This is a genomic window from Pseudomonas bijieensis (genome assembly GCF_013347965.1).
Taxonomy (GTDB): Bacteria; Pseudomonadota; Gammaproteobacteria; order Pseudomonadales; family Pseudomonadaceae; genus Aquipseudomonas; species Aquipseudomonas bijieensis.
Map to the genome: position 1 here is coordinate 1,691,855 of NZ_CP048810.1, position 19,295 is coordinate 1,711,149.

At 60.2% G+C, this 19,295-nt stretch carries 15 protein-coding genes, 1 tRNA gene and 2 pseudogenes; 9 read left to right on the forward strand and 9 right to left on the reverse strand.

Annotated elements, in window-relative coordinates:
- Window positions 1-23 precede the first annotated feature (23 nt).
- Entirely contained in the window at window positions 24-1,421 is a 1,398-nt protein-coding gene (locus GN234_RS07115; RefSeq protein WP_163854274.1) for an MFS transporter, read from the forward strand.
- An 83-nt stretch (window positions 1,422-1,504) separates the two neighbouring features.
- On the opposite strand, the gene GN234_RS07120 is transcribed toward GN234_RS07115, so the two are convergent.
- The 5 genes from GN234_RS07120 to GN234_RS07140 all read right to left on the reverse strand — a co-directional run bounded on the left by GN234_RS07120 (window position 1,505) and on the right by GN234_RS07140 (window position 7,001).
- On the reverse strand, window positions 1,505-3,223 hold the full coding sequence (locus GN234_RS07120; RefSeq protein ID WP_233459533.1) for a RopAA-2: 1,719 nt from the start codon (window positions 3,221-3,223) through the stop codon (window positions 1,505-1,507).
- 243 nt (window positions 3,224-3,466) lie between these two features.
- The gene (locus tag GN234_RS07125) at window positions 3,467-4,303 is read right to left on the reverse strand and encodes a sugar phosphate isomerase/epimerase family protein (protein WP_176688164.1); all 837 of its coding nucleotides are present in this window, start codon (window positions 4,301-4,303) and stop codon (window positions 3,467-3,469) included.
- A 1-nt stretch (window position 4,304) separates the two neighbouring features.
- Window positions 4,305-5,546, reverse strand: coding sequence for an NAD(P)/FAD-dependent oxidoreductase (locus GN234_RS07130; protein WP_176688165.1), 1,242 nt, complete (start codon window positions 5,544-5,546; stop codon window positions 4,305-4,307).
- 9 nt (window positions 5,547-5,555) lie between these two features.
- Entirely contained in the window at window positions 5,556-5,876 is a 321-nt protein-coding gene (locus tag GN234_RS07135) for a MocE family 2Fe-2S type ferredoxin (RefSeq protein WP_109755288.1), read from the reverse strand.
- A 36-nt stretch (window positions 5,877-5,912) separates the two neighbouring features.
- Window positions 5,913-7,001, reverse strand: coding sequence for a fatty acid desaturase family protein (locus GN234_RS07140; RefSeq protein ID WP_116832020.1), 1,089 nt, complete (start codon window positions 6,999-7,001; stop codon window positions 5,913-5,915).
- A gap of 162 nt (window positions 7,002-7,163) precedes the next feature.
- Here GN234_RS07140 and GN234_RS07145 point away from each other — a divergent pair, with 162 nt between their 5' ends.
- Window positions 7,164-8,213, forward strand: coding sequence for a LacI family DNA-binding transcriptional regulator (locus GN234_RS07145; protein WP_176688166.1), 1,050 nt, complete (start codon window positions 7,164-7,166; stop codon window positions 8,211-8,213).
- 45 nt (window positions 8,214-8,258) lie between these two features.
- On the opposite strand, the pseudogene GN234_RS07150 reads toward GN234_RS07145, so the two are convergent.
- Window positions 8,259-8,399, reverse strand: a pseudogene (locus tag GN234_RS07150) (FAD-dependent oxidoreductase); the annotation flags it as partial.
- Window positions 8,400-8,724: 325 nt separating this feature from the next.
- Here GN234_RS07150 and GN234_RS07155 point away from each other — a divergent pair.
- From GN234_RS07155 to GN234_RS07185, 7 genes and pseudogenes are all read left to right on the forward strand, one after another.
- Window positions 8,725-9,462, forward strand: coding sequence for a FadR/GntR family transcriptional regulator (locus GN234_RS07155; protein WP_116832018.1), 738 nt, complete (start codon window positions 8,725-8,727; stop codon window positions 9,460-9,462).
- Window positions 9,459-10,463, forward strand: coding sequence for an ABC transporter ATP-binding protein (locus GN234_RS07160; RefSeq protein ID WP_116832017.1), 1,005 nt, complete (start codon window positions 9,459-9,461; stop codon window positions 10,461-10,463). Before GN234_RS07155 ends, GN234_RS07160 begins: the two co-directional genes overlap by 4 nt.
- Window positions 10,460-11,578 (forward strand): ABC transporter ATP-binding protein, encoded by a 1,119-nt coding sequence (locus tag GN234_RS07165; RefSeq protein WP_176688167.1) that lies wholly within the window; start codon window positions 10,460-10,462, stop codon window positions 11,576-11,578. The genes GN234_RS07160 and GN234_RS07165 overlap by 4 nt, the downstream gene beginning before the upstream one ends.
- Window positions 11,575-13,076: pseudogene (locus GN234_RS07170) on the forward strand (ABC transporter substrate-binding protein). The gene GN234_RS07165 and the pseudogene GN234_RS07170 overlap by 4 nt, the downstream one beginning before the upstream one ends.
- A 34-nt stretch (window positions 13,077-13,110) precedes the next feature.
- Window positions 13,111-14,058 carry an ABC transporter permease gene (locus GN234_RS07175; protein ID WP_176688168.1) on the forward strand — a complete coding sequence of 316 codons (948 nt, stop codon included), beginning with the start codon at window positions 13,111-13,113 and terminating at the stop codon, window positions 14,056-14,058.
- Window positions 14,055-14,927 carry an ABC transporter permease gene (locus tag GN234_RS07180; RefSeq protein WP_076384070.1) on the forward strand — a complete coding sequence of 291 codons (873 nt, stop codon included), beginning with the start codon at window positions 14,055-14,057 and terminating at the stop codon, window positions 14,925-14,927. Before GN234_RS07175 ends, GN234_RS07180 begins: the two co-directional genes overlap by 4 nt.
- Before the next feature lie 24 nt (window positions 14,928-14,951).
- Window positions 14,952-16,547 (forward strand): gamma-glutamyltransferase family protein, encoded by a 1,596-nt coding sequence (locus GN234_RS07185; RefSeq protein ID WP_176688169.1) that lies wholly within the window; start codon window positions 14,952-14,954, stop codon window positions 16,545-16,547.
- Between the two features lie 192 nt (window positions 16,548-16,739).
- Here GN234_RS07185 and GN234_RS07190 read toward each other — a convergent pair.
- The 3 genes from GN234_RS07190 to uvrC form a co-directional block, all read right to left on the reverse strand.
- Window positions 16,740-16,815 (reverse strand) — tRNA-Gly (locus GN234_RS07190).
- A gap of 63 nt (window positions 16,816-16,878) precedes the next feature.
- A complete protein-coding gene (pgsA, locus tag GN234_RS07195) occupies window positions 16,879-17,439 on the reverse strand; it encodes a CDP-diacylglycerol--glycerol-3-phosphate 3-phosphatidyltransferase (RefSeq protein ID WP_018608070.1) in 561 nt (186 codons plus the stop codon).
- Window positions 17,440-17,471: 32 nt separating this feature from the next.
- Window positions 17,472-19,295, reverse strand: coding sequence for an excinuclease ABC subunit UvrC (uvrC, locus tag GN234_RS07200; RefSeq protein WP_109751823.1), 1,824 nt, complete (start codon window positions 19,293-19,295; stop codon window positions 17,472-17,474).

Sequence of the window (19,295 nt, forward strand, 5' to 3'; positions counted from 1 at the left end):
GTCTTATTGTGTGGAGAGCACTCATGACTTCGTCACGCGCAATTGATATCGCCGCCCTGATCGAGGGGCGCAAACTGTCGAGTTTCAACTATCTGATTATCTGTGTGTCAGTGCTGATCACGTTCCTCGATGGCTTTGATTTGTTGATGCTGTCCCATACCGCCGCCTATATGGCCGACGAAATCGGCCTGGACAAACTGCAACTGGGCAACATTTTTTCCATCGGGTTGTTCGGCATGATGCTGGGGGGATTCTTTTTCGGTTATCTCGGCGACCGGATCGGCCGCCGCCCAACCATCATTCTGTCCACCAGTGCCTTTGGTGTCCTGACGCTGCTGTTCACCTTTGCCGACAGCTACGCCTCGCTGCTGGTGCTGCGTTTTCTCAACGGTTTTGCCCTGGGCGCCATGCTGCCGTTGTGTTGGGCACTGAATATCGAATTCGTGCCCAAGCGCTACCGTGCCAGCGTGATCACCATCATCATGGTCGGCTTCAGCCTGGGGGGCGCAGCAGCCGGTCCACTGACCGTATGGCTCGCACCTCAGTACGGCTGGGCCAGTGTGTTCGTGCTGGGCGGCATCGCCACGCTGCTGTCCAGCGCCCTGTTGTTTTTCACCCTGCCGGAATCAGTGCGGTTTCTGGTGAGCAAGCAGAAGCAACCGAAAACCGTGGTGCGAATCCTCAGGCGTCTGGATCCCGACATCGATTTGCGTGCTGGGGACCGCTATTTTCTGGCCGATGAAATCGACATCGGCCGCCAACCATTTCGGGTCGGACAGCTGTTCATCGGCAAACTGAAATGGATCACGCCCATGATCTGGATCGGCTTTGGTGCAAGCTCCATGGCCATGTACTTCCTCGCCTCATGGAGCCCTCTGGTGTATCAGTATGCGGGCTTCGACCGGGCTACCGCGTCCTGGGTGAGTTCCTTCGCGTCCTTCAGCGGCGCCATGGCCGGGCTTGTGTTGATGCGAGTGGTCGACACCCGGGGGCCTTATGCGGTGATGATTTATCCCCTGCTTTCATTACCCTTCCTGCTGGTGCTGGGCATTGGCGACCCGCAGGGCAACGTCTTCATTGTACTGAGCATGGTCGGCGCCATTTTCGTCAAAGGCAGTCACTACGGCATCACAAGCATCGCCGGGATTTTCTACCCCAGTGCCATTCGCGGCAACGGCGCTGGCTGGGCGGCCTCCATGGGCAAGTTCGGGTCGATCTGCGGGCCGCTACTGGGTGCCTATGTGCTCAACAGCGGGATGCCCGTGGTGAAGAGCTTTGCGGTATTGGCCTTGTGCCCGGCGGTGCTTGGAGTATGTGCCTTTACCGTAGCGCGCATCGATAAGCACGCGACCCGCGCCGGGACGCTCAATGCTGATGAGGATGTCTGCGAGTTTTCGGGCACAAAAAAACCACTCATCTGAGTGGCTTTTTTGTGAATCCTGGAGAGGGAGACGAGACGGGCGATCCGGGCTTCCAACTTTTGGTCATGGACACCTCAAGGCTGCTACACGATATCGCCATCATCCTGAGCAGGCGGACGCGCGGGCGCTGAGGACGATGCTTGACCCTGCGTAACCGCGAGCGGCTGCATGGGCATGCTCTGACCATGAGCGGTTTGGCTTTGAGAGGTGGCCGCGGCGCGTTGCCTCAGGGCTCCAATGCTTTTGTCCCAGGCCGATTGGGAGGTGCTGCCAATGGCACCGGCAACACTAATGACTCCATCCCCTGCCGCTTGAGCTGCACTTTTTGTGTGATGGGTCGCTGAAACAGCTGTCTCTTTGACAAATCTGGCACCGGTGAGCGATGTCTTGAGTGCAAGCTCACCGCCCTTGACCGCCACCCTGCCAGCGGCATCTGCGCCCCCTTCGACTGCTTTTGGTACATGGGCATCGACAGCAGCGATGGCTTTTTTCGGCACTGACCCACCTAGCGAGGCGCCAGCTGCCCATAGCCCGAAAGCCAGGGTACCCAATACGTTTTTTACACCCTCCGAGGCGGCGGTAGCCGCCATTTTTCCCAGTTCCTTAGACTTGGCCAAGTTAGCTGTGGCGGTTGTAGCCGCGCCCATTGCAGAAAAACCGCCAATCAGGAGGCCATTTCCTACAACACTGACCGGGTCCAGTATCTCTTTCAAGGCGTCGCCGCTGATGACCGCATTCAGAGCCGTAGCCGCGCCTTCACCAAGCCGCGCGGAAACCATCTTAACCAGGGCAGTGGCATCGAGATCCTTCAAAGTCTCGAAGTCATCCAGCCATTCGGTATCTTGATCAATAGGCTTATGAGGCTGCCCTTGCGGTACAGCATCCCGACGACCATAGAGCATTGCAGGGTCAGCTAAATGGTTAGTGCGATCGCGGCTTACATTGTAATGCTCAATTGCTATACCCACGATGATAGCCGTGACCGGTCGTAGGGCGGGTTGCAGGATTGCATCCAGGTTCTCTTTGCCAGCAGCCGTCATGGCAAGCGTTGATGCGTACATTGCCGTATTACGCACGGCAAACCCGGTGAGCCACTTATTGGCTTCGTCGAAGGCATTACGCAATGGCCCCTTGTCCAACGCCAGCAGCTTTTCCGCCACTGATGCTTGAAGCGCCGGGTGCAGTGTATCGCTCTCGGGTTTAAGGTAATAACCAGGCTTAAAGCCTGCAATCATCTTGTTACCGGCAGCATCCGCCATACCGGCATACAAGCATGACATGGCGTTCTCTATCGCCGCTTCGCGCACTGTATTGCCATGCTTGCCCGCGACCTGAAGGATGGACGGCTCGAAATTACCGGCCTCGGTAAGCGCCGCAAAGGGCGTCCCGCCCATTCCTGACTTTATCGACGCAAACAGTCTGTCGGCTCTGGCTGCGTTTTTTTCCGCCTTCTCCATGTCATGGACGTTATAGCCCCCCGCCTCTAACCGTTGAGCACGGTCATCGCGAATGGCGTTCAGCTCCGCGTTGCGGGCGCTTGAAGCAGAGGCAGCGGGTTGATCGGAGCCAGCCTCTGTTTCAAGGTGAGCCTCGAAATGGTTTTGAAGGCGCACGCTCATCGCTAACCCGATAGCGCCGAGGTCAGGCGAGTGAGAGGCCTGTTGCGTTGCTTCCTGCTGTATCTCATCAGGTACACGAGTCAGCTCGCGGCTTGCACGTACATTAGGCGTATCCATGGCGTTATCACTCTTAGTGATCGGCAGATAGAAGAATGCAAATGACCCCGCTATGAGCGGCGACATCCTTGCACCTGAGTGGCCGTGCCGGAAAAAGCGTTCCAAAGGATTTGATAAAAATGAACACTAAGCGGCTACTGGATAACACGCGCACTCGCCGTGCGTACCAAAATGACCTGCAAGACTTTTGAAATCTGTCAGCCCCCTGACTTGGCTGCCCCAAACGAGGAACAGGATCTTGCGGTTTTCCAATCTGGACCTCAGCCGTTTTATCCACTGATACAGACCGTCAACCCATCATGCCTTAGATCAGCGCCCCGCCTGACACTCATCCCAAACACCACGCATCAGTTCCTTCAGCATCAGCGCCTCGCCCCAGCGATCCGTTATATCGCGCCCATCACTCCCCGTGATCGCATAGGGTGGCGGCCCAAGCTCGCAGGTGAAGGACAGGCTCGCGGGTGTGTTCGGTCGCGCCAGCCAATCCTTGATTCCGTAACGCCACCAGCCCAGAAACCGGTCCAACCAAGGGCGATGCTGGGCGAAGGTCAAGGGCACCTGGACCTGCTCACTATTAGCGACTCGCCCGTGAAACCCCCAACTGTGTCGCAAGATGGTGTGAATCTGCTCGTCGTCTTCGGCAGTGGCCGACTCAGGCAGTTCGCGGCCCACAACGTAATGGGACAAGTCAGCCAACAATTTGAGGTCGGGCATGTGCGCGAGCAAGTCGAGGGTGAACAACAGGTCACTGGTGAGACGATAGCGGTGGGTTTCCAGCAGGATCGGAAAGTCCACCTGCTCGGCCAGACGCTGCCAGCCCTCGATCAGAGTGATCGCCTGAGCCAGCGTGCGCGGCCGGACGTCGGCTTGCAGCGTGAGGTGGTGGCAGCCGTAGCGGGAGGCAACCTCAAGCGCTTGCGCCAAGTCACTCACGGTGCGGGGAAACAGTTGACCTTCGATTTGCAGGCCTTGCGCCTTGGCAGCGGCATGCAGACGTTCGGCCTGTGGCGCAATCCAGAAGTGGTCGGTGATCCCATCGAAGCCCGCAGCGGCAATCTTCTCCACCTGCGCCTCAAGGGAAAGATCACATTGACCACGGTGATCTTGCATGGCCCACAGGGACTGAAATACCAGGAATTCACGCATGTCAGGGCCTTAGCAGATGTTTGAGCGACACATCGGCGTCGGCCAATGCGTCCACAGAGAGTGGGGTCAAGTTGGCAATCAGCCGTTCACACAACTTGATGTCCTTGGCAACGCTGTTGCCCTGCCCCCAACCGCAGGCGCCTTGCAAACGTTGCTCGGTGTCCAGGTAGAACAGCAGCAGACCACCGTCCGCCAGGGTGCGAATGGCCGAAGGTGGTGTCGGTGAGATCACGCCCACCGTCTGCAAGCCCCAGTCGTACTGATCAGACCAGAAGCCGGGAACGCCCTCGAACGGCAACTCGCCGCCCAACAGATTCAATGCCGCGTGACGGCCCTGGGTCTCGGCATTGCGCCAGGTTTCCTGGCGTTGGAATAACGCGTCGGCGTGCAGGCGAAACTCGCACACATCGCCGGCGGCAAAGATGTCTGGCGCGCTGGTGCGCAACTGGGCATCGACTCGAATTCCCTGGTCCACCTCAAGCCCCGCCGCCGCGGCCAATTCGATGTTGGGTTGCATGCCGATACCGACCACCACCCAGTCACAGGGCAGCACCTGGCCGTCCACCAATTGCACCGCCTCAGCGCGTTCAATGCCTTGTACAAATTCAAGCGCTACGTTCAGCCGCACGTCCACGCCCTGTTGCCGATGCAACTCCAACAAGGCCTGGGATATGGCTTCAGGCAAGACTCGCCCGGCCAGTCGTGGCCCAGCCTCCAGCAACGTCACCTGACAGCCCAGGGTTCGAGCCGTTGCCGCGACTTCGAGGCCGATAAAGCCACCGCCGACAATCACCAGGCGCGTGCCGGGCCTCAATGCGCTGCGCAGGGCCAGGGCTTCGTCATGGGTGCGCAGGTGAAGCACGTTGGCCAGAGATTCAGGCACCTGGGGCAAACGACGCGCTCTCCCTCCGGTCGCCAGCAGTAATCGGCTGTAGGACAGCCAACGTCCGTCGCTCAATTGCAGGCGGTGGTGCTGCGGATCCAGACTTTTAACCGGGTTGCCCGCCAGGTGTTCGATGTTCAGTTCAGTGAGCCGGCTCTCCTCCCACAGGCTGCAATCGTCCAGGTCCATCGTGCCCTGCAGCAAGCCCTTGGACAGCGGAGGACGCTCGTACGGCCGATGGCGTTCATCGCCGATCAGGATCAGCCGACCGGTATAACCCTGCTCGCGCAAGGTCAGCGCCGCGCGGCCACCGGCATGGCCGGCGCCGACGATAATCAGTGGAGCATTCATGGCGTGCACTCCTGGCGGTCAAGCCGAAATGGCGAGCAGAACCCGCCCCGCGTCGACCCGTACCGGATAGGTCTTGAGATTGACGCACACTGGCGCCCCCAGGGCTTTACCGTTGCGATAGTCAAAGCGCCCGTTGTGCTTGGGGCACTCGATGACGTGGTCCATCACCAGGCCGTCAGCCAGGTGGATCGACTCGTGAGTACACAGGCCAGCAGTGGCGAAAAACTCGTTGTCAGCAGAGCGGTAGATGGCATAGGTATGCGGACCGTGGTCGAAACGAATGACGTCTTCTTCATTGATTTCGCCCACGGCGCATACATCGATCCATTGATCGTTCATGGCGTTTTCTCTTGTTCGGGATACAGCCGGAAGGTGTCAGCCCAGCGTGGCTTCAGCCTGTGGATGGGCGTCGGTGGCAGGCCTTGAACTACCGACGGGGCGTCGCACGAAATACGTCGGGTCCTTACGCTGCTTCAAGAGGGTCGGAATGATTTCCCTGAAGGCCTCGCCTATGTTGGCGTAAGGCGGCGGGCAATCGTGGCGGATCTCTTCATGGAGTTGCGCCAGGGCGTGGTACGGCACCATCGGGTACATGTGGTGCTCAAGGTGATAATTCATGTTCATGTACAGAAAGCGCAGTACCCGGTTCATATAGATGGTGCGGCAGTTGCTGCGGTGGTCCAGCACGTCTTCCGCCAGGCCCACATGTTGGGTGAGGCCAAACAGGTAGGACAACCAGCCGCCGTACAGGATGGGCAGGCCGATATACATCAGCGGCAACCAGCTGTGCAGGTAAAGCGCCGCGCCAAAGACAACGGCGTAAATCACGAGCCAGATACGGGCCGCCAGGAACACCTTGGACCATTCGGACTCAGGAATGAACGTCTGTTCCTGGGCATCCATTTTGCCAACCGCGTGCCGGCACACGCCTCCCATCGTCTTCAGCAGCAACGGGATCTGGAACAGGCTCAGCAGCATCATGAACAAGCTCGGTGGACGCGGTTCGACGATTTCCGGATCGCGGCCGACGACGATGGTGTCGGTATGGTGCCGGGCATGGCTCCAGCGCCACACATGGGGCTCGAACATGCACATGAAGCTCGCCACCTGGTAGAGCGCATCATTCATCCAGCGGGTCTTGAAGGCGGTGCCGTGACCGGCTTCATGCCAGCGCGGGTTGGAGGCGGTGGCGTACAAAACCCCATACGCAAGGAAAAACGGCACACAAGCCCAAGTGCCCCAGAACCAGTAGCCGCCGAAGCCGGTGATCACCAGGGTCAGCAGCCAGATGGCGGTGTCGAGCAAGGCCGGGCCGTCGCGGCGTTGCATCAGTTGCTTCATGCGTTGACGGGAAATGGGCGACTGGTACCAACTGGCCGATACAAGACCTTTTTCGGCCGCGCGGGCAGCTTCAGGGCCGGTCAGGCGATAGTCCCGGGGAGAGGCTAAGTTGTCTTGAGGCATTGTTATTGTTCTCCGCAAGCGTGAGAGGTCAGGTGCTTTGCGTAAAAAAATATAGAGAGCGTGGAAGGTACCCTCAAGGTCTTGAATACATTCCCTATCAAGCTATCATCCAGTTCCTGCAGGGCTTGATAGTTTTCTATCAAGACGCTTTGAAGGCTCATCATGAATAACAATAAACGCCCCACCATCGCCACGGTCGCCGAACACGCAGGTTTAAGTGTCGCCACCGTCGACCGCGTGCTCAACGCTCGCGCCCCGGTTAATCCAGCCACTGCCGAACAGGTGCTTCAGGCCGCCGAAGCCGTGGGCTATTTTGCTGCGCGGCTGATCGGCCAGCGCATTCTCGAACGCCGCCCCACGTACCGTTTCGGCATCCTGCTGCTGGGCACCGCCCAGGCGTTCTACGCCAACCTGGCCCAAGCCATCACCGAGGCCGCGCAGCGTCAGGCCGGGGCCAACCTGACCTGCCAATTCGAATACGTTTTTGATCGCACCCCCAGCGCCATCATTGCCCAGATCGAACAGCTGGCGGTGCAGTGCGACGGCCTGGCGGTGGTCAGCTTCGCCCACCCGCAGATCAACGCCGCCCTTGCCCAGATTCGCGAGGCCGGCGTGCCCGTGGTGGCACTGCTGTCGGGCATTCATGAGGCGGCGGCCGAGCCCTATGTCGGCCAAGACAATCAGGTAGTCGGGCGCACGATGGGCTGGCTGCTGGCCCGCACCTGTGGCGCGCGCAAAGGCAGCATCGGCATTCTGCTCGGAGGTCATCGCTTTCTTGGCCACCAGGCGCGGGTCGAAGGCTTGCACAGTTACTTGGCCGAACACGCACCTGGGCTGCGCCCGCTGGAGCCGCTGATCAATCTGGACAACTGCGACATCACCGAAGAAGCAACCCTCGACCTGCTGGCTCGGCATGACGATTTGCGCGGGCTATGCGTGGTAGGTGGCGGTGGCGACGGGATTATCAACGCGTTGGCGCAACTGCCCAAGCGCCCGACGCTGTGCTGCATTTTGCAGGAGTCCACCGAGCTGTCACGCCAAGCCCTGGCCCAGGGTTTGGTCGACGTGGTGATCGACTCTCAACCGCGCCAGACTGCAACGGCGCTAGTGGATCTACTGGTGGAATTGCAGACTGCGGAGCAGTTCGATCCTGTGCGTCACCGGGTGCATGTTCCGCTGCAGATTGTGACATCGGAGAATTCCCAAAGCTGAGGGGCTGGCGGCACAACCTTAATGGTTGCAGGCACGCTCATTGTGCTCGGGCAGGTCCAGCAACGTGTCGATACAGGAAAAACCACCCCCGATGATCACGACCTCAGCCTCGATATCGCCTTCAAGGTCCCGATAGTGCAGGTTGTATTTACGGGTTTGGTTGGCATACGAGCACCTCTTCAGCATGTTATGCCCGAACACAAAATTTCCCAGATCAATACCAAGCACCACCCCAGCGCACTACGCACGAATCGATGCACAATCTGCATAAGCGGCGGAAATTGGTTCAATCATCCCCGAACCAATCCTCTTTAATCCCCTGAACCAACCCGACGAACCCTTGCTTATCGGCCCCCGCCGCCGCTGCTCCCGAGTAATAGCTAAGTACATAGCGCTAATCCCGAGGCGAACCAATTTCAATTGGCATCGCGCTTGCACTCACCCTTTTGCCTCGATCTCCTGCCCACAGTCAGCTCGGAGCCGTTTTTTATACTCTGGCGCGAGTACCACGATGCAAAGGTTCGACCCTGACACACCCATCGACAACACTTCGAAACTAGCGCTGGATGCTTTGCGGCAGATGGTTGCGCAACATGCTGCCTTCCCGCACCGGGCATTGCCGACCGAGCGGGATCTGGCCGCCGATTTTGGCCTCAGTCGCCGGGCCATCCGGCGGGCGCTAGCGGTGCTGGAAGCCGAAGGGCAGATCTGGCGGCGCCAGGGCAAAGGAACCTTCGTCGGCCCTACGCCACCGAGTGCGGCCATGAGCTTTGCCCGGTTGTCCGGGCGGACCAACTTCAGCGAGGTTATGGAAGCGCGCCTGCATCTGGAACCGGCACTGGCGTCCCTGGCGGCGGTTCGAGCCAACGGCGACCAGATAGCAATTTTGCGCCGCCTTGCCGAACGCACCAGACACCAACAGGCCGCCGAGCCTGCCGATGCCGAGGGCATTGAGCTGTGGGACAGCGCCCTGCATCGCGGGATCGCCGAGGCCGCAGGTAACCGCCTGATGCTGGATATCTTTGAAATGCTCGATGCGATCCGGCTCGACCCGGCCTGGCGTGACCTGCGTCAGCGGGCTCGCAACGCCGATCGCCTCGACACCTACAGCCACGACCACAACGACATTGTCGACGCTATCGAAAACCGTGATCCGATCAAGGCCGCCACGGCCATGCGTGGCCATTTGCGCGCGCTGCAACAAGCGCTGGACAACGTCATCAATCAAGATCTGGAGGCAAGTTCATGAGCACCACAACTCAGGCCACCGACACGGTATTGAGTGTCAGCAACTTGACCGTGTGCTTTGCAGGCGCACCCGCCAATGTCGTGGACGGCGTCTCGTTCTCGGTCCAGCGCGGCAAGACCCTGGCCATCGTCGGAGAGTCCGGATGTGGTAAAAGCGTTACGTCCATGGCGCTGATGGGCTTGCTACCCGACACCGCCAAGATCGCCGCCCGTACGTCCGCCCTGCTCGATGAAGCCTTGCTGGGCATGCCCGACGAGCGCTTGCTGGATGTGCGCGGCAACCGCATGGCGATGATTTTCCAAGAGCCCATGACCTCCTTGAACCCGGTCTTCACCATTGGCGAGCAGATCGCCGAAAGCGTGATCCGCCATCAGGGTCTGTCGGCCAGGGACGCCCGTCAGCGCGCCCTGCAAATGCTCGAAAAGGTCCGCGTGCCTGACGCCGCGCAACGCCTGGACGCCTACCCCCATGAACTGTCCGGCGGCATGCGGCAGCGGGCAATGATTGCCATGGCCCTGGCCAACGATCCGGCGCTGATCATTGCCGACGAACCCACCACCGCTCTGGACGTGACCATTCAGGCGCAGATCCTGTCGCTGATCGCCAATCTGCAGGCTGAAACCGGCACGGCCATGATCCTGATCACCCATGATCTGGGCGTGGTCGCCGAAGTCGCTGACGACGTGATGGTGATGTACGCCGGACGAGTGGTGGAAAGCGGCCCGGTAAAAACCCTGTTCGATGACCCGCAGCACCCGTACACCATCGGCCTGATGGGTTCGATGCCATCGATTGGCCCGCGTGAAGGTCGCTTGGCAACCATCAATGGTCGCGTCCCGACGCCTGCGCAAATGCCTACCGGTTGCCGATTCGCCGGGCGCTGCCCTTTTGCGATTCAGGCATGTCGCGAGACGCGCCCGCCGCTACTTGAGCTTTCCCCCGGACATTTCGCCGCGTGCATTCGTGCGCCACTGGAACAGCATATGGGAGTCAGCGCGTGAGCCTTTCTGAACGCCAAATAGTTAAGCGTGCAAGCCCTGAAATCATTCTCGACGGCATCGGCCTGAGCAAACACTTCGGGGTGGAAAGCGGCTTGTTCCAGCGCAAGAAGCCGCCGGTGCAAGCGGTCAATCAGGTCAATCTGTCGGTGCGCAAAGGGGAAACCCTGGCGCTGGTGGGCGAGTCCGGCTCGGGTAAATCAACCCTCGGCCGTCTACTGCTCAACCTGCTCAAACCTACGGCGGGCGACATCATTTATGAAGGCCGTAACCTGGCCAATCTGACCCCGGAAAAGCTGCGCCAGGTGCGGCGTGATTTGCAGATCATCTTTCAGGATCCGTTTGCCTCGCTCAATCCGCGCATGACTGTGGAATCCATCGTCGGTGAGCCTATCTGGCTGCACAGCGATGCCAGCCGCAGCGACCGCCAGGCCAAAGTCGCCGAGTTGCTGCGCACCGTGGGCCTGGCGCCCGAGCACGGCGGCCGCCACCCTCACGAGTTCTCCGGTGGCCAGCGTCAGCGCATCGGCATTGCGAGAGCCCTGGCGTCTGACCCGCGTTTGATTCTGGGTGACGAACCCGTGTCCGCGCTGGACGTTTCGGTACAGGCGCAAGTGGTCAACCTGCTGGAAGACCTCAAGCATCAATTCGGTCTGACCCTGGTGATTGTCGCCCACGGCCTGGCCGTGATCCGCCACATGAGCGACCGGGTAGCCGTGATGTACTTGGGGGAAATCGTCGAACTGGCGCCGGTCAACGGCCTGTTTGAAAACCCTCTGCACCCTTACACCCAGGCGCTTATGGCCGCCGTGCCGGTCAGCCACCCGGACCTGCGCCGGCCGCGCCCATTGCTGGGCGGCGACATGCCGAGCCCGAGCCGCCCGCCATCGGGTTGCCGCTTCCATACCCGCTGCCCGCACGCCCGGGCGCTGTGCAAAGAAGTGGTGCCGGTGATGGAAACCGTCGAGGCCGAGCGTCAGGTGGCGTGCCACTTCTGGCGTGAAATCGCCAATGCCGGTGCAGGCACCCTGATTTTGCCGACACCCAGCGCTGCCTACACCCAGCGCCTGAATCTGTTCAAGAACCATCAATCCCTTGCAGTGGAGAGCCAGCCATGAAAATTGCACGCGTCATGACAGGAACCTTGTTATTGCTGGCCGCCAACGCCGCCTTTGCCGAATCCACCCTGCGCATCGGCATTCAGGACGATCCTGATGGGCTCGACCCGCATCGTTCGCGTACCTATCGGGCCGTCTGGTCTATACCGCACTGTGCGACAAGCTGGTGGATGTGAACCCGGACCTGACCTATGCCCCACAACTGGCCACTGCCTGGAGCTGGAGCGAAGACGGCAAGACCCTGACCATGACTCTGCGCGAAGGCGTGACTTATCACGACGGCGAAGCGTTCGATGCTGCCTCGGTGAAGTTCAACCTGGACCGCGCTCGCACCCTGCCCGACTCCCTGCGCAAGAGCGAGCTGGCCTCGGTGGACAGCGTTGAAGTGATCGACGCCAAAACCGTTGCCATCAAACTCAAGCAAGCGGACGCCACCCTGGTCTCCCAACTCTCGGACCGCGCCGGAATGATGCTTGCGCCGAAGGCCGCCCAGGGTGAGTTCGCCTCCAAACCGGTGTGCTCCGGCCCTTACAAATTCGTCCAGCGCGTGCAGCAGGATCGCATTGTGCTGGAGCGCTTCGACAACTATTGGAACAAGCAGGCTTATCACTTTGACAAGGTGATTTTCCTGCCGATTCCGGACACCTCGGTGCGTCTGGCCAACCTGCGTTCCGGCGACCTGGACATCATCGAACGGGTTGCCCCCACCGACGTGAAAACCGCCAAGGCGGACAGCAAGCTGGCGGTCTATAACACGCCAGGGCTTGGCTACATGCAGTTGATGTTCAACATTAACAACGGCGAAAAGGCCAACTCGCCGATGGGCAAAGACAAGCGCGTGCGCAAGGCATTCGAGCTGTCCATCGACCGTGATGCGATCAACCAGGTGGTGTTCGAAGGCCTGTATGCGCCGAGCGCCCAGCCATTTCCGAAAAACAGCCCGTACTACGACAAGGATCTGCCGATCCCGACCCGCGATGTGGAAAAGAGCAAGACCTTGCTGGCCGAAGCAGGCGTGAAGCTGCCACTGGCAGTGGACCTGAAAGTCGCCAACAACCCTATCGCACAACAGGTCGGGCAGATCATTCAGGCCATGGCTGAAGAAGCGGGTTTCAAGGTCAATCTGATTGCCACTGAATACGCCACCATGCTTAGCGAACAGCAAAGCGGCAACTTCCAGATCGGCATGAGCGCCTGGTCGGGCCGTCCTGATCCGGATGGCGACATTCACCAGTTCGTGACCTGCAAGGGCGGCCAGAACGACGGCAAATACTGCAACGCCAAACTCGACGAGCTGTTGGACAAGGCCCGCACTGTCAACGATGTTGCCCAGCGCCAGGCCCTGTACAACGAAGCCCTGCGTTTGCTGGCTGACGAAGTGCCGACCGCGTATCTGTATTTCGATCCGCGAATCATGGCCATGCGTAACAACGTGACTGGTTTCGTGCCGAGCCCGGATGGCCTGATTCGTCTGAACAACGTCGCGTTCAAGCCATGACTGTGAATGATCACCGCAAAAACGAGGGTCCGGCATGCTGATGTTTATCCTGCGACGCCTGCTCAGTGCGATCCCGACACTGATCCTGGTTTCGCTCTTCGTCTTCACCCTGCAGAAACTGTTGCCGGGTGACCCGGTGCTGGCCATGGCCGGTGAAGAGCGCGATCCGGCGGTGATGGAATACCTGCGCGACAAGTATCGGCTCAACGATCCGATCCCCGTGCAGTACCTGAGCTGGGTCGGCAATGTGCTGACCGGCGACTTCGGCACTTCGCTGCGCACCGAACAACCGGTGACCACGCTGTTGGCGTCCAAGTTGCCGGTGACCCTGGAGCTGGCGGTGCTGGCCTTGTTGATCGCACTGCTGATCGGCATCCCCACTGGAATTATCTCGGCCGTACGCAAAGGCACCGTCGTGGATTACGGGGCCAATGTCATCGCGCTGTCGGGGATCTCGATTCCGCACTTCTGGCTGGGGATCCTGCTGATCATGGTCTTCGCCGTGAAACTGCAATGGCTGCCGGCCTCGGGTTTCGTGCCCGTGGGCGAGGACTTCGGGCAAAACCTGAAGACCTTGATCCTGCCGGCCTTCGTGCTCGGCGCAGGGTTGTCGGGGATTCTCATGCGCCATACCCGCAGCGCCATGCTTGAAGTGTTGCGCACCGACTACGTGCGCACCGCCCGGGCCAAGGGCCTGCGCCCGCGCACGGTGATCCTCAAGCATGCCCTGCGCAATGCATTGATGCCTATTGTGACCCTGACAACCCTGCTGTTTGGTGAACTGCTCGGCGGCGCAGTGCTGACCGAGCAAGTCTTCAGCATCCCTGGCTTCGGCAAGATGATTGTCGACGCCGTGTTCAATCGTGATTACGCCGTGGTGCAAGGCGTGGTGCTGTGCATCGCAATTGGCTTCCTGCTGCTGAACCTGCTCGCCGACGTGCTGTACCGGATGATTAATCCGCGTCTGAGGACTGCTTCATGACCGCTATTTCCAGCCTCCCTCATAGCGTGATCGCCCCCCGCAGCCGCTCGCCGTTCGTGAAGAAATTCCTCGCCAACAAAGGCGCGGTACTCGGCGCGGCGGTGTTGCTGCTGTTTATCCTGGCGGCCTTGCTGGCGCCCTGGATTGCGCCCCATGACCCGCTGAAAGCCAACTTTCTCGCGGTCCGCAAGGCACCATCGCTGATCTACTGGATGGGCACTGACGAACTGGGTCGCGATCTGTTTTCCCGCCTGCTCTGGGGCGCACGCAGTTCGTTGCTGGCCGGTGGTGTTTCGGTGGTCATCGCCATGGCCATCGGCGTGCCTTTGGGCCTGTTGGGCGGTTATTTCGGCGGCAAACTCGAAGCGATGATTTCCCGTGTCATGGACGCGCTGTTGTCCTGCCCGTTTCTGGTATTGGCAATTGCGCTGGGCGCCTTCCTCGGCCCGAGCCTGACCAACGCAATGATCGCCATCGGCCTGTCAGCCATGCCGATCTTTGCCCGACTGACCCGTGGTCAGGTGCTGGCCATCAAACACGAAGATTACCTGGAAGGTGCTCGTGCCATTGGCTTGCCGGATCGCTGGATCATCCTGCGCTACGTGCTGCCCAACGTGATGTCGCCATTGGTTGTGCAAGCCACCTTGACCATCGCCTCGGCGATTCTGGCTGAAGCCAGTCTGTCGTTCCTCGGTCTAGGCCAGCAACCGCCCTCGCCTTCCTGGGGATCGATGCTCAACACCGCGAAAAACTTTATGGAGCAGGCACCCTGGATGTCGATTGCGCCTGGCGTGGCGATCTACATTACGGTCCTGTGTTTCAACCTGCTGGGGGATGGTTTGCGTGATGCGCTGGACCCCAAGGGCTAACTTTTCTGCCAAAGAGAAACGCTAATGTTTGATGATCTGGATTACAGCCAACCCTACGCTTCGGCACGCTCGCCAGTGATGGGCAGTAACATGGTCGCCTGCTCCCAGCCATTGGCCGCCCAGGCCGGGCTGGACATGCTGCGCAAGGGCGGCAACGCCGTCGACGCGGCCATCGCAGCCGCCATGGTCCTGACCGTGGTCGAGCCCACCGGTTGCGGGATCGGCAGCGACGCTTTCGCTATCGTCTGGGACGGCAGCAAGTTGCAGGGCCTGAATGCTTCCGGTCGCGCACCGCAAGCCTGGACCCCTGAGTTTTTCGCCGGGCAGAGCAAAATGCCCCAGCGCGGCTGGCCAGCGGTGACTGTGCCGGGGGCGGTTTCGGCCTGGGTCGAGCTGTCCGAGCGTTACGGAAAACTGCCTTTCGCCAGCCTGGCTGAACCGGCCATCGGCTATGCTCGGGATGGCTACCAAGTCACCCCGATCATAGCCCAGTTGTGGAAGCTCGGCGCTGAACGGCTCAAGGATCAGCCGGGTTTTGCCGAGTGCTTCCTGCCCGACGGGCAAGCACCACAGGCCGGGGAGAAAATCCGGCTCAAGGATCACGCCCGCACCCTGGAGCTGATCGCCCAAACCAAAGGCGAAGCGTTCTATCGCGGCGAACTGGCCCAAGCCATCATCGCCCATGCCAACGCCAATGGCAGCGTCATGAGCCTCGACGATCTGGCGACCCACACTGTGGACTGGATCGACACCCTGTCGGTGCCCTACGCCGGCGCCGTCGTTCATGAATTGCCACCTAATGGCCAGGGCATCGCTACCCTGTCCGGCCTGACTATGCTCGAAGCATTGGGCGTCGGCGAGCATCCAGTGGACAGCCTGGAAACCGTGCACCCAGTGTTGGAAGCCATGAAGCTGGCCCTTGCCGACCTGGACGAACACGTGGCGGATAACGACCACATGCGCGTGCCTTCCGAGCATCTGCTGGACAAAACCTACCTGATGGAGCGCGCCGGCCTCGTCACCGACAAGGCCGCCAATCCGGGGCATGGCTCGCCTAAACCGGGCGGCACCGTTTACCTGTCGGCGGCCGATGAAAGCGGCATGATGATCTCGTTCATCCAGTCCAATTACATGGGCTTCGGCTCAGGTGTTGTGGTGCCTGGCACCGGCATCAGCCTGCAAAACCGTGGCGCGGGCTTCTCCCTGGATCCGCAGCACGTCAACTACGTCGCACCGCGCAAACGTCCGTTCCACACCATAATCCCCGGCTTTGTGATGAACGCCGACGGCACGCCGTTGATGTCCTTCGGCCTGATGGGCGGCCCGATGCAGGCACAGGGTCACTTGCAGATGATGATGCGCATCCTGCGCTACAAACAGAACCCGCAAGCCGCCGCAGACGCACCGCGCTGGAGGCTCGAATCTGGCCTGAAAGTCGCAGTGGAACGTGCATTCGACCCACAGGTGGTCGAAGCCTTGCGTGCCAAAGGCCACGACATCGTTATCGAAGAACCTAACGGCGTATTCGCCTTTGGCGGCGCGCAGATTATCCAGCGCACCACTCATGGTTATGTGGGTGGCACTGATCCCCGGAAGGATGGTCTGGTGGCCGCGTACTGAAAGTACGAAGATCCTAGGCGCAACTGAGTTGCGCGTAGGATTATTCTCTGAAAACCGCTAATTCTCATCCCACCGCAAGCTATTGCCAACATGCTTTGCCGCCCAGGACTCAGAACTGTGGCGAGCTTGCATTGGGTCTGTATTTCACAGGCAAAAAAAAGCCACTCATCTGAGTGGCTTTTTTCTGAATCTTGGAGCGGGAAACGAGACTCGAACTCGCGACCCCGACCTTGGCAAGGTCGTGCTCTACCAACTGAGCTATTCCCGCGTCTTGGTGTGGCGCATTCTATAGATTCAGACTACGCCGTCAACCCTTTGATTCAAAAAAGTTTTATTTCGGCTCTACATCCGTCCGCAGATGTGGCCAGGCGGCGCGCAGGTACTGGACCATCGACCACAGCGTCAGGCCGGCGGAAACCAGCAGCAATGCATAGCCCAGCAGCACCCAGAAGCTGAAGTCTGACGGGTTGGCCAGCAGGATCACCAGCGCCAGCATCTGCGCGGCGGTTTTCCATTTGCCGAGGTTCGACACGGCAACCTGGGCGCGGGCGCCCAGCTCAGCCATCCATTCACGGAGCGCCGAGACGACAATTTCGCGACCGATGATCACCGCCGCCGGCAAGGTCAGCCAGAGGTTGCCGTGTTCCTGCACCAGCAACACCAGGGCCACCGCGACCATCAGCTTGTCGGCCACCGGGTCGAGGAAGGCACCGAACGGCGTGCTCTGCTCCAGGCGTCGGGCCAGGTAACCATCCAACCAGTCCGTCGCGGCGGCGAAGGCGAAGACCGAGGCGGAGGCCACGTAGCTCCAGTGGTACGGCAAATAAAACAGCAATATGAAGATCGGGATGAGCAGGACGCGTAGGACGGTAATCAGATTTGGGATATTCATCGGCACAACTGGCTGCGAGGTTGACGGGCATTCTACTCGCTGTGCAGGTTTGCATAAATCGACTCAGCGAGCTTTTTACTGATACCGGGTGCTTTGGCTATCTCCTCGATGCTGGCACGAGACAGTTCCTGCAATCCACCAAAATGTTTCAACAAGTCGCGACGGCGCGTCGGGCCGACGCCTGCCACACCTTCGAGTGTAGACGTACGGCGCGTCTTGCCACGGCGAGCACGGTGCCCGGTGATGGCGAAACGGTGGGCTTCGTCACGGATCTGCTGGATCAGGTGCAACGCCGGCGAATCGCCCTTGAGGGTGAACTCATGGGCGGCATCGTTGAGGTACAAGGTCTCGAAGCCGGCCTTGCGCGTCGCGCCCTTGGCCACGCCCAGCAGGATCAGGTCGGGCACCATCAGCTCATTGAGCACATCGCGGGCCATGGACAACTGGCCCTTGCCGCCGTCCACCAGGAGGATATCCGGCAACTTGCCCTCCCCGTCCTTCAGCTTGCCGAAGCGGCGCATCAACGCCTGATGCATCGCCGCATAGTCATCTCCGGGGGTGACGCCTTCGATGTTGTAACGGCGGTAATCGGACTTGATTGGGCCTTCAGGACCGAACACCACGCAGGACGCTACCGTCGCCTCACCACTGGAATGGCTGATGTCGTAGCACTCCAGCCGTTGCGGCGGCTCGTCCAGGTTGAGGACATCGGCCAGGGCATCGAACCGCGCGGCCACGTGCTGGCGGTTAGCCAGGCGCGCGCCCAGGGCCTGTTCGGCGTTGGTCACGGCCAGTTGCTGCCAACGGGCACGGGTGCCGCGCACGCGATGGCTGATGGTCAGTTCACGACCACGAAGCTTGTCGATGGCTTCGATCAGGGCCGGAAAGTCTTCATGGACCACGTTGACGATCAACTCGGCCGGCAGGTCGCGTTCCGGACTGCTGATGTAGTACTGGCCCAGGAAGGCCGCCATGACCTCGGCAACGTCTTCCTCGATACCGACCTGGGGGAAAAAGTTCTTGCTGCCCAATACGCGACCGCCCCGCACGCTGATCAAGTGCACGCAGGCGCCACCCGGGTTGATGAACGCGGCGATCACATCGACGTCGCCACTGCCGCCTTCCATGCTTTGCTGGTCCTGTACCCGGCGCAGCAGGCCGATCTGGTCTCGCAGTTCGGCGGCCCGTTCAAATTCAAGGTTGACCGCCGCGTCTTCCATCGCCGCTGACAGTTCATCGGTCAGTGCATTGCTGCGCCCCTCCAGAAACATCACCGAGTGACGCACATCCTCGGCGTAGACCTCGGGTTCGACGAACCCGACGCACGGCGCCTTGCAGCGCTTGATCTGGTATTGCAGGCAGGGCCGGGTGCGGTTCTTGTAGTAGCTGTCTTCACATTGGCGAACGAAAAAAGTCTTTTGCAGCAGGCTCAGGCTTTCACGAATGGCCCCGGCGCTGGGGTAAGGGCCGAAATACCGGCCCTTGGCCTTCTTCGCCCCGCGATGAATGCTCAGGCGCGGGAACGCTCCGTCGGACAGGAACACGTACGGATAAGACTTATCATCACGCAGCAGGATGTTGTACGGCGGGCGCCATTCCTTGATCAGCGTCTGCTCGAGCAGCAACGCCTCGGTTTCATTGGCGGTAATGGTGGTTTCGACCTGCGCGATGCGCCCCACCAGGGCAGCGGTCTTCGGTGCGAGGCCGGTCTTGCGGAAGTAACTGGCCAGACGTTTCTTGAGATTCTTGGCCTTGCCAACATACAGCAGGCGCGCGTCGCTATCGAACATGCGGTACACGCCTGGGCGGCCACTGCATGTAGACAGGAAAGCGCTTGGATCAAACAATTCAGTCAT

What these genes read in the sequence shown, in the direction of transcription:
- GN234_RS07180 (WP_076384070.1), top strand. Translation starts at nt 14,055, where the DNA reads ATGACCGCTATTTCCAGCCTCCCTCATAGCGTGATCGCCCCCCGCAGC.
- GN234_RS07135 (WP_109755288.1), bottom strand. Translation starts at nt 5,876, where the DNA reads ATGAACGATCAATGGATCGATGTATGCGCCGTGGGCGAAATCAATGAA.
- GN234_RS07140 (WP_116832020.1), bottom strand. Translation starts at nt 7,001, where the DNA reads ATGCCTCAAGACAACTTAGCCTCTCCCCGGGACTATCGCCTGACCGGC.
- GN234_RS07120 (WP_233459533.1), bottom strand. Translation starts at nt 3,223, where the DNA reads ATGTCGCCGCTCATAGCGGGGTCATTTGCATTCTTCTATCTGCCGATC.
- GN234_RS07115 (WP_163854274.1), top strand. Translation starts at nt 24, where the DNA reads ATGACTTCGTCACGCGCAATTGATATCGCCGCCCTGATCGAGGGGCGC.
- GN234_RS07175 (WP_176688168.1), top strand. Translation starts at nt 13,111, where the DNA reads ATGCTGATGTTTATCCTGCGACGCCTGCTCAGTGCGATCCCGACACTG.
- uvrC (WP_109751823.1), bottom strand. Translation starts at nt 19,295, where the DNA reads ATGACTGAATTGTTTGATCCAAGCGCTTTCCTGTCTACATGCAGTGGC.
- GN234_RS07185 (WP_176688169.1), top strand. Translation starts at nt 14,952, where the DNA reads ATGTTTGATGATCTGGATTACAGCCAACCCTACGCTTCGGCACGCTCG.
- GN234_RS07145 (WP_176688166.1), top strand. Translation starts at nt 7,164, where the DNA reads ATGAATAACAATAAACGCCCCACCATCGCCACGGTCGCCGAACACGCA.
- GN234_RS07155 (WP_116832018.1), top strand. Translation starts at nt 8,725, where the DNA reads ATGCAAAGGTTCGACCCTGACACACCCATCGACAACACTTCGAAACTA.
- GN234_RS07125 (WP_176688164.1), bottom strand. Translation starts at nt 4,303, where the DNA reads ATGCGTGAATTCCTGGTATTTCAGTCCCTGTGGGCCATGCAAGATCAC.
- GN234_RS07160 (WP_116832017.1), top strand. Translation starts at nt 9,459, where the DNA reads ATGAGCACCACAACTCAGGCCACCGACACGGTATTGAGTGTCAGCAAC.
- pgsA (WP_018608070.1), bottom strand. Translation starts at nt 17,439, where the DNA reads ATGAATATCCCAAATCTGATTACCGTCCTACGCGTCCTGCTCATCCCG.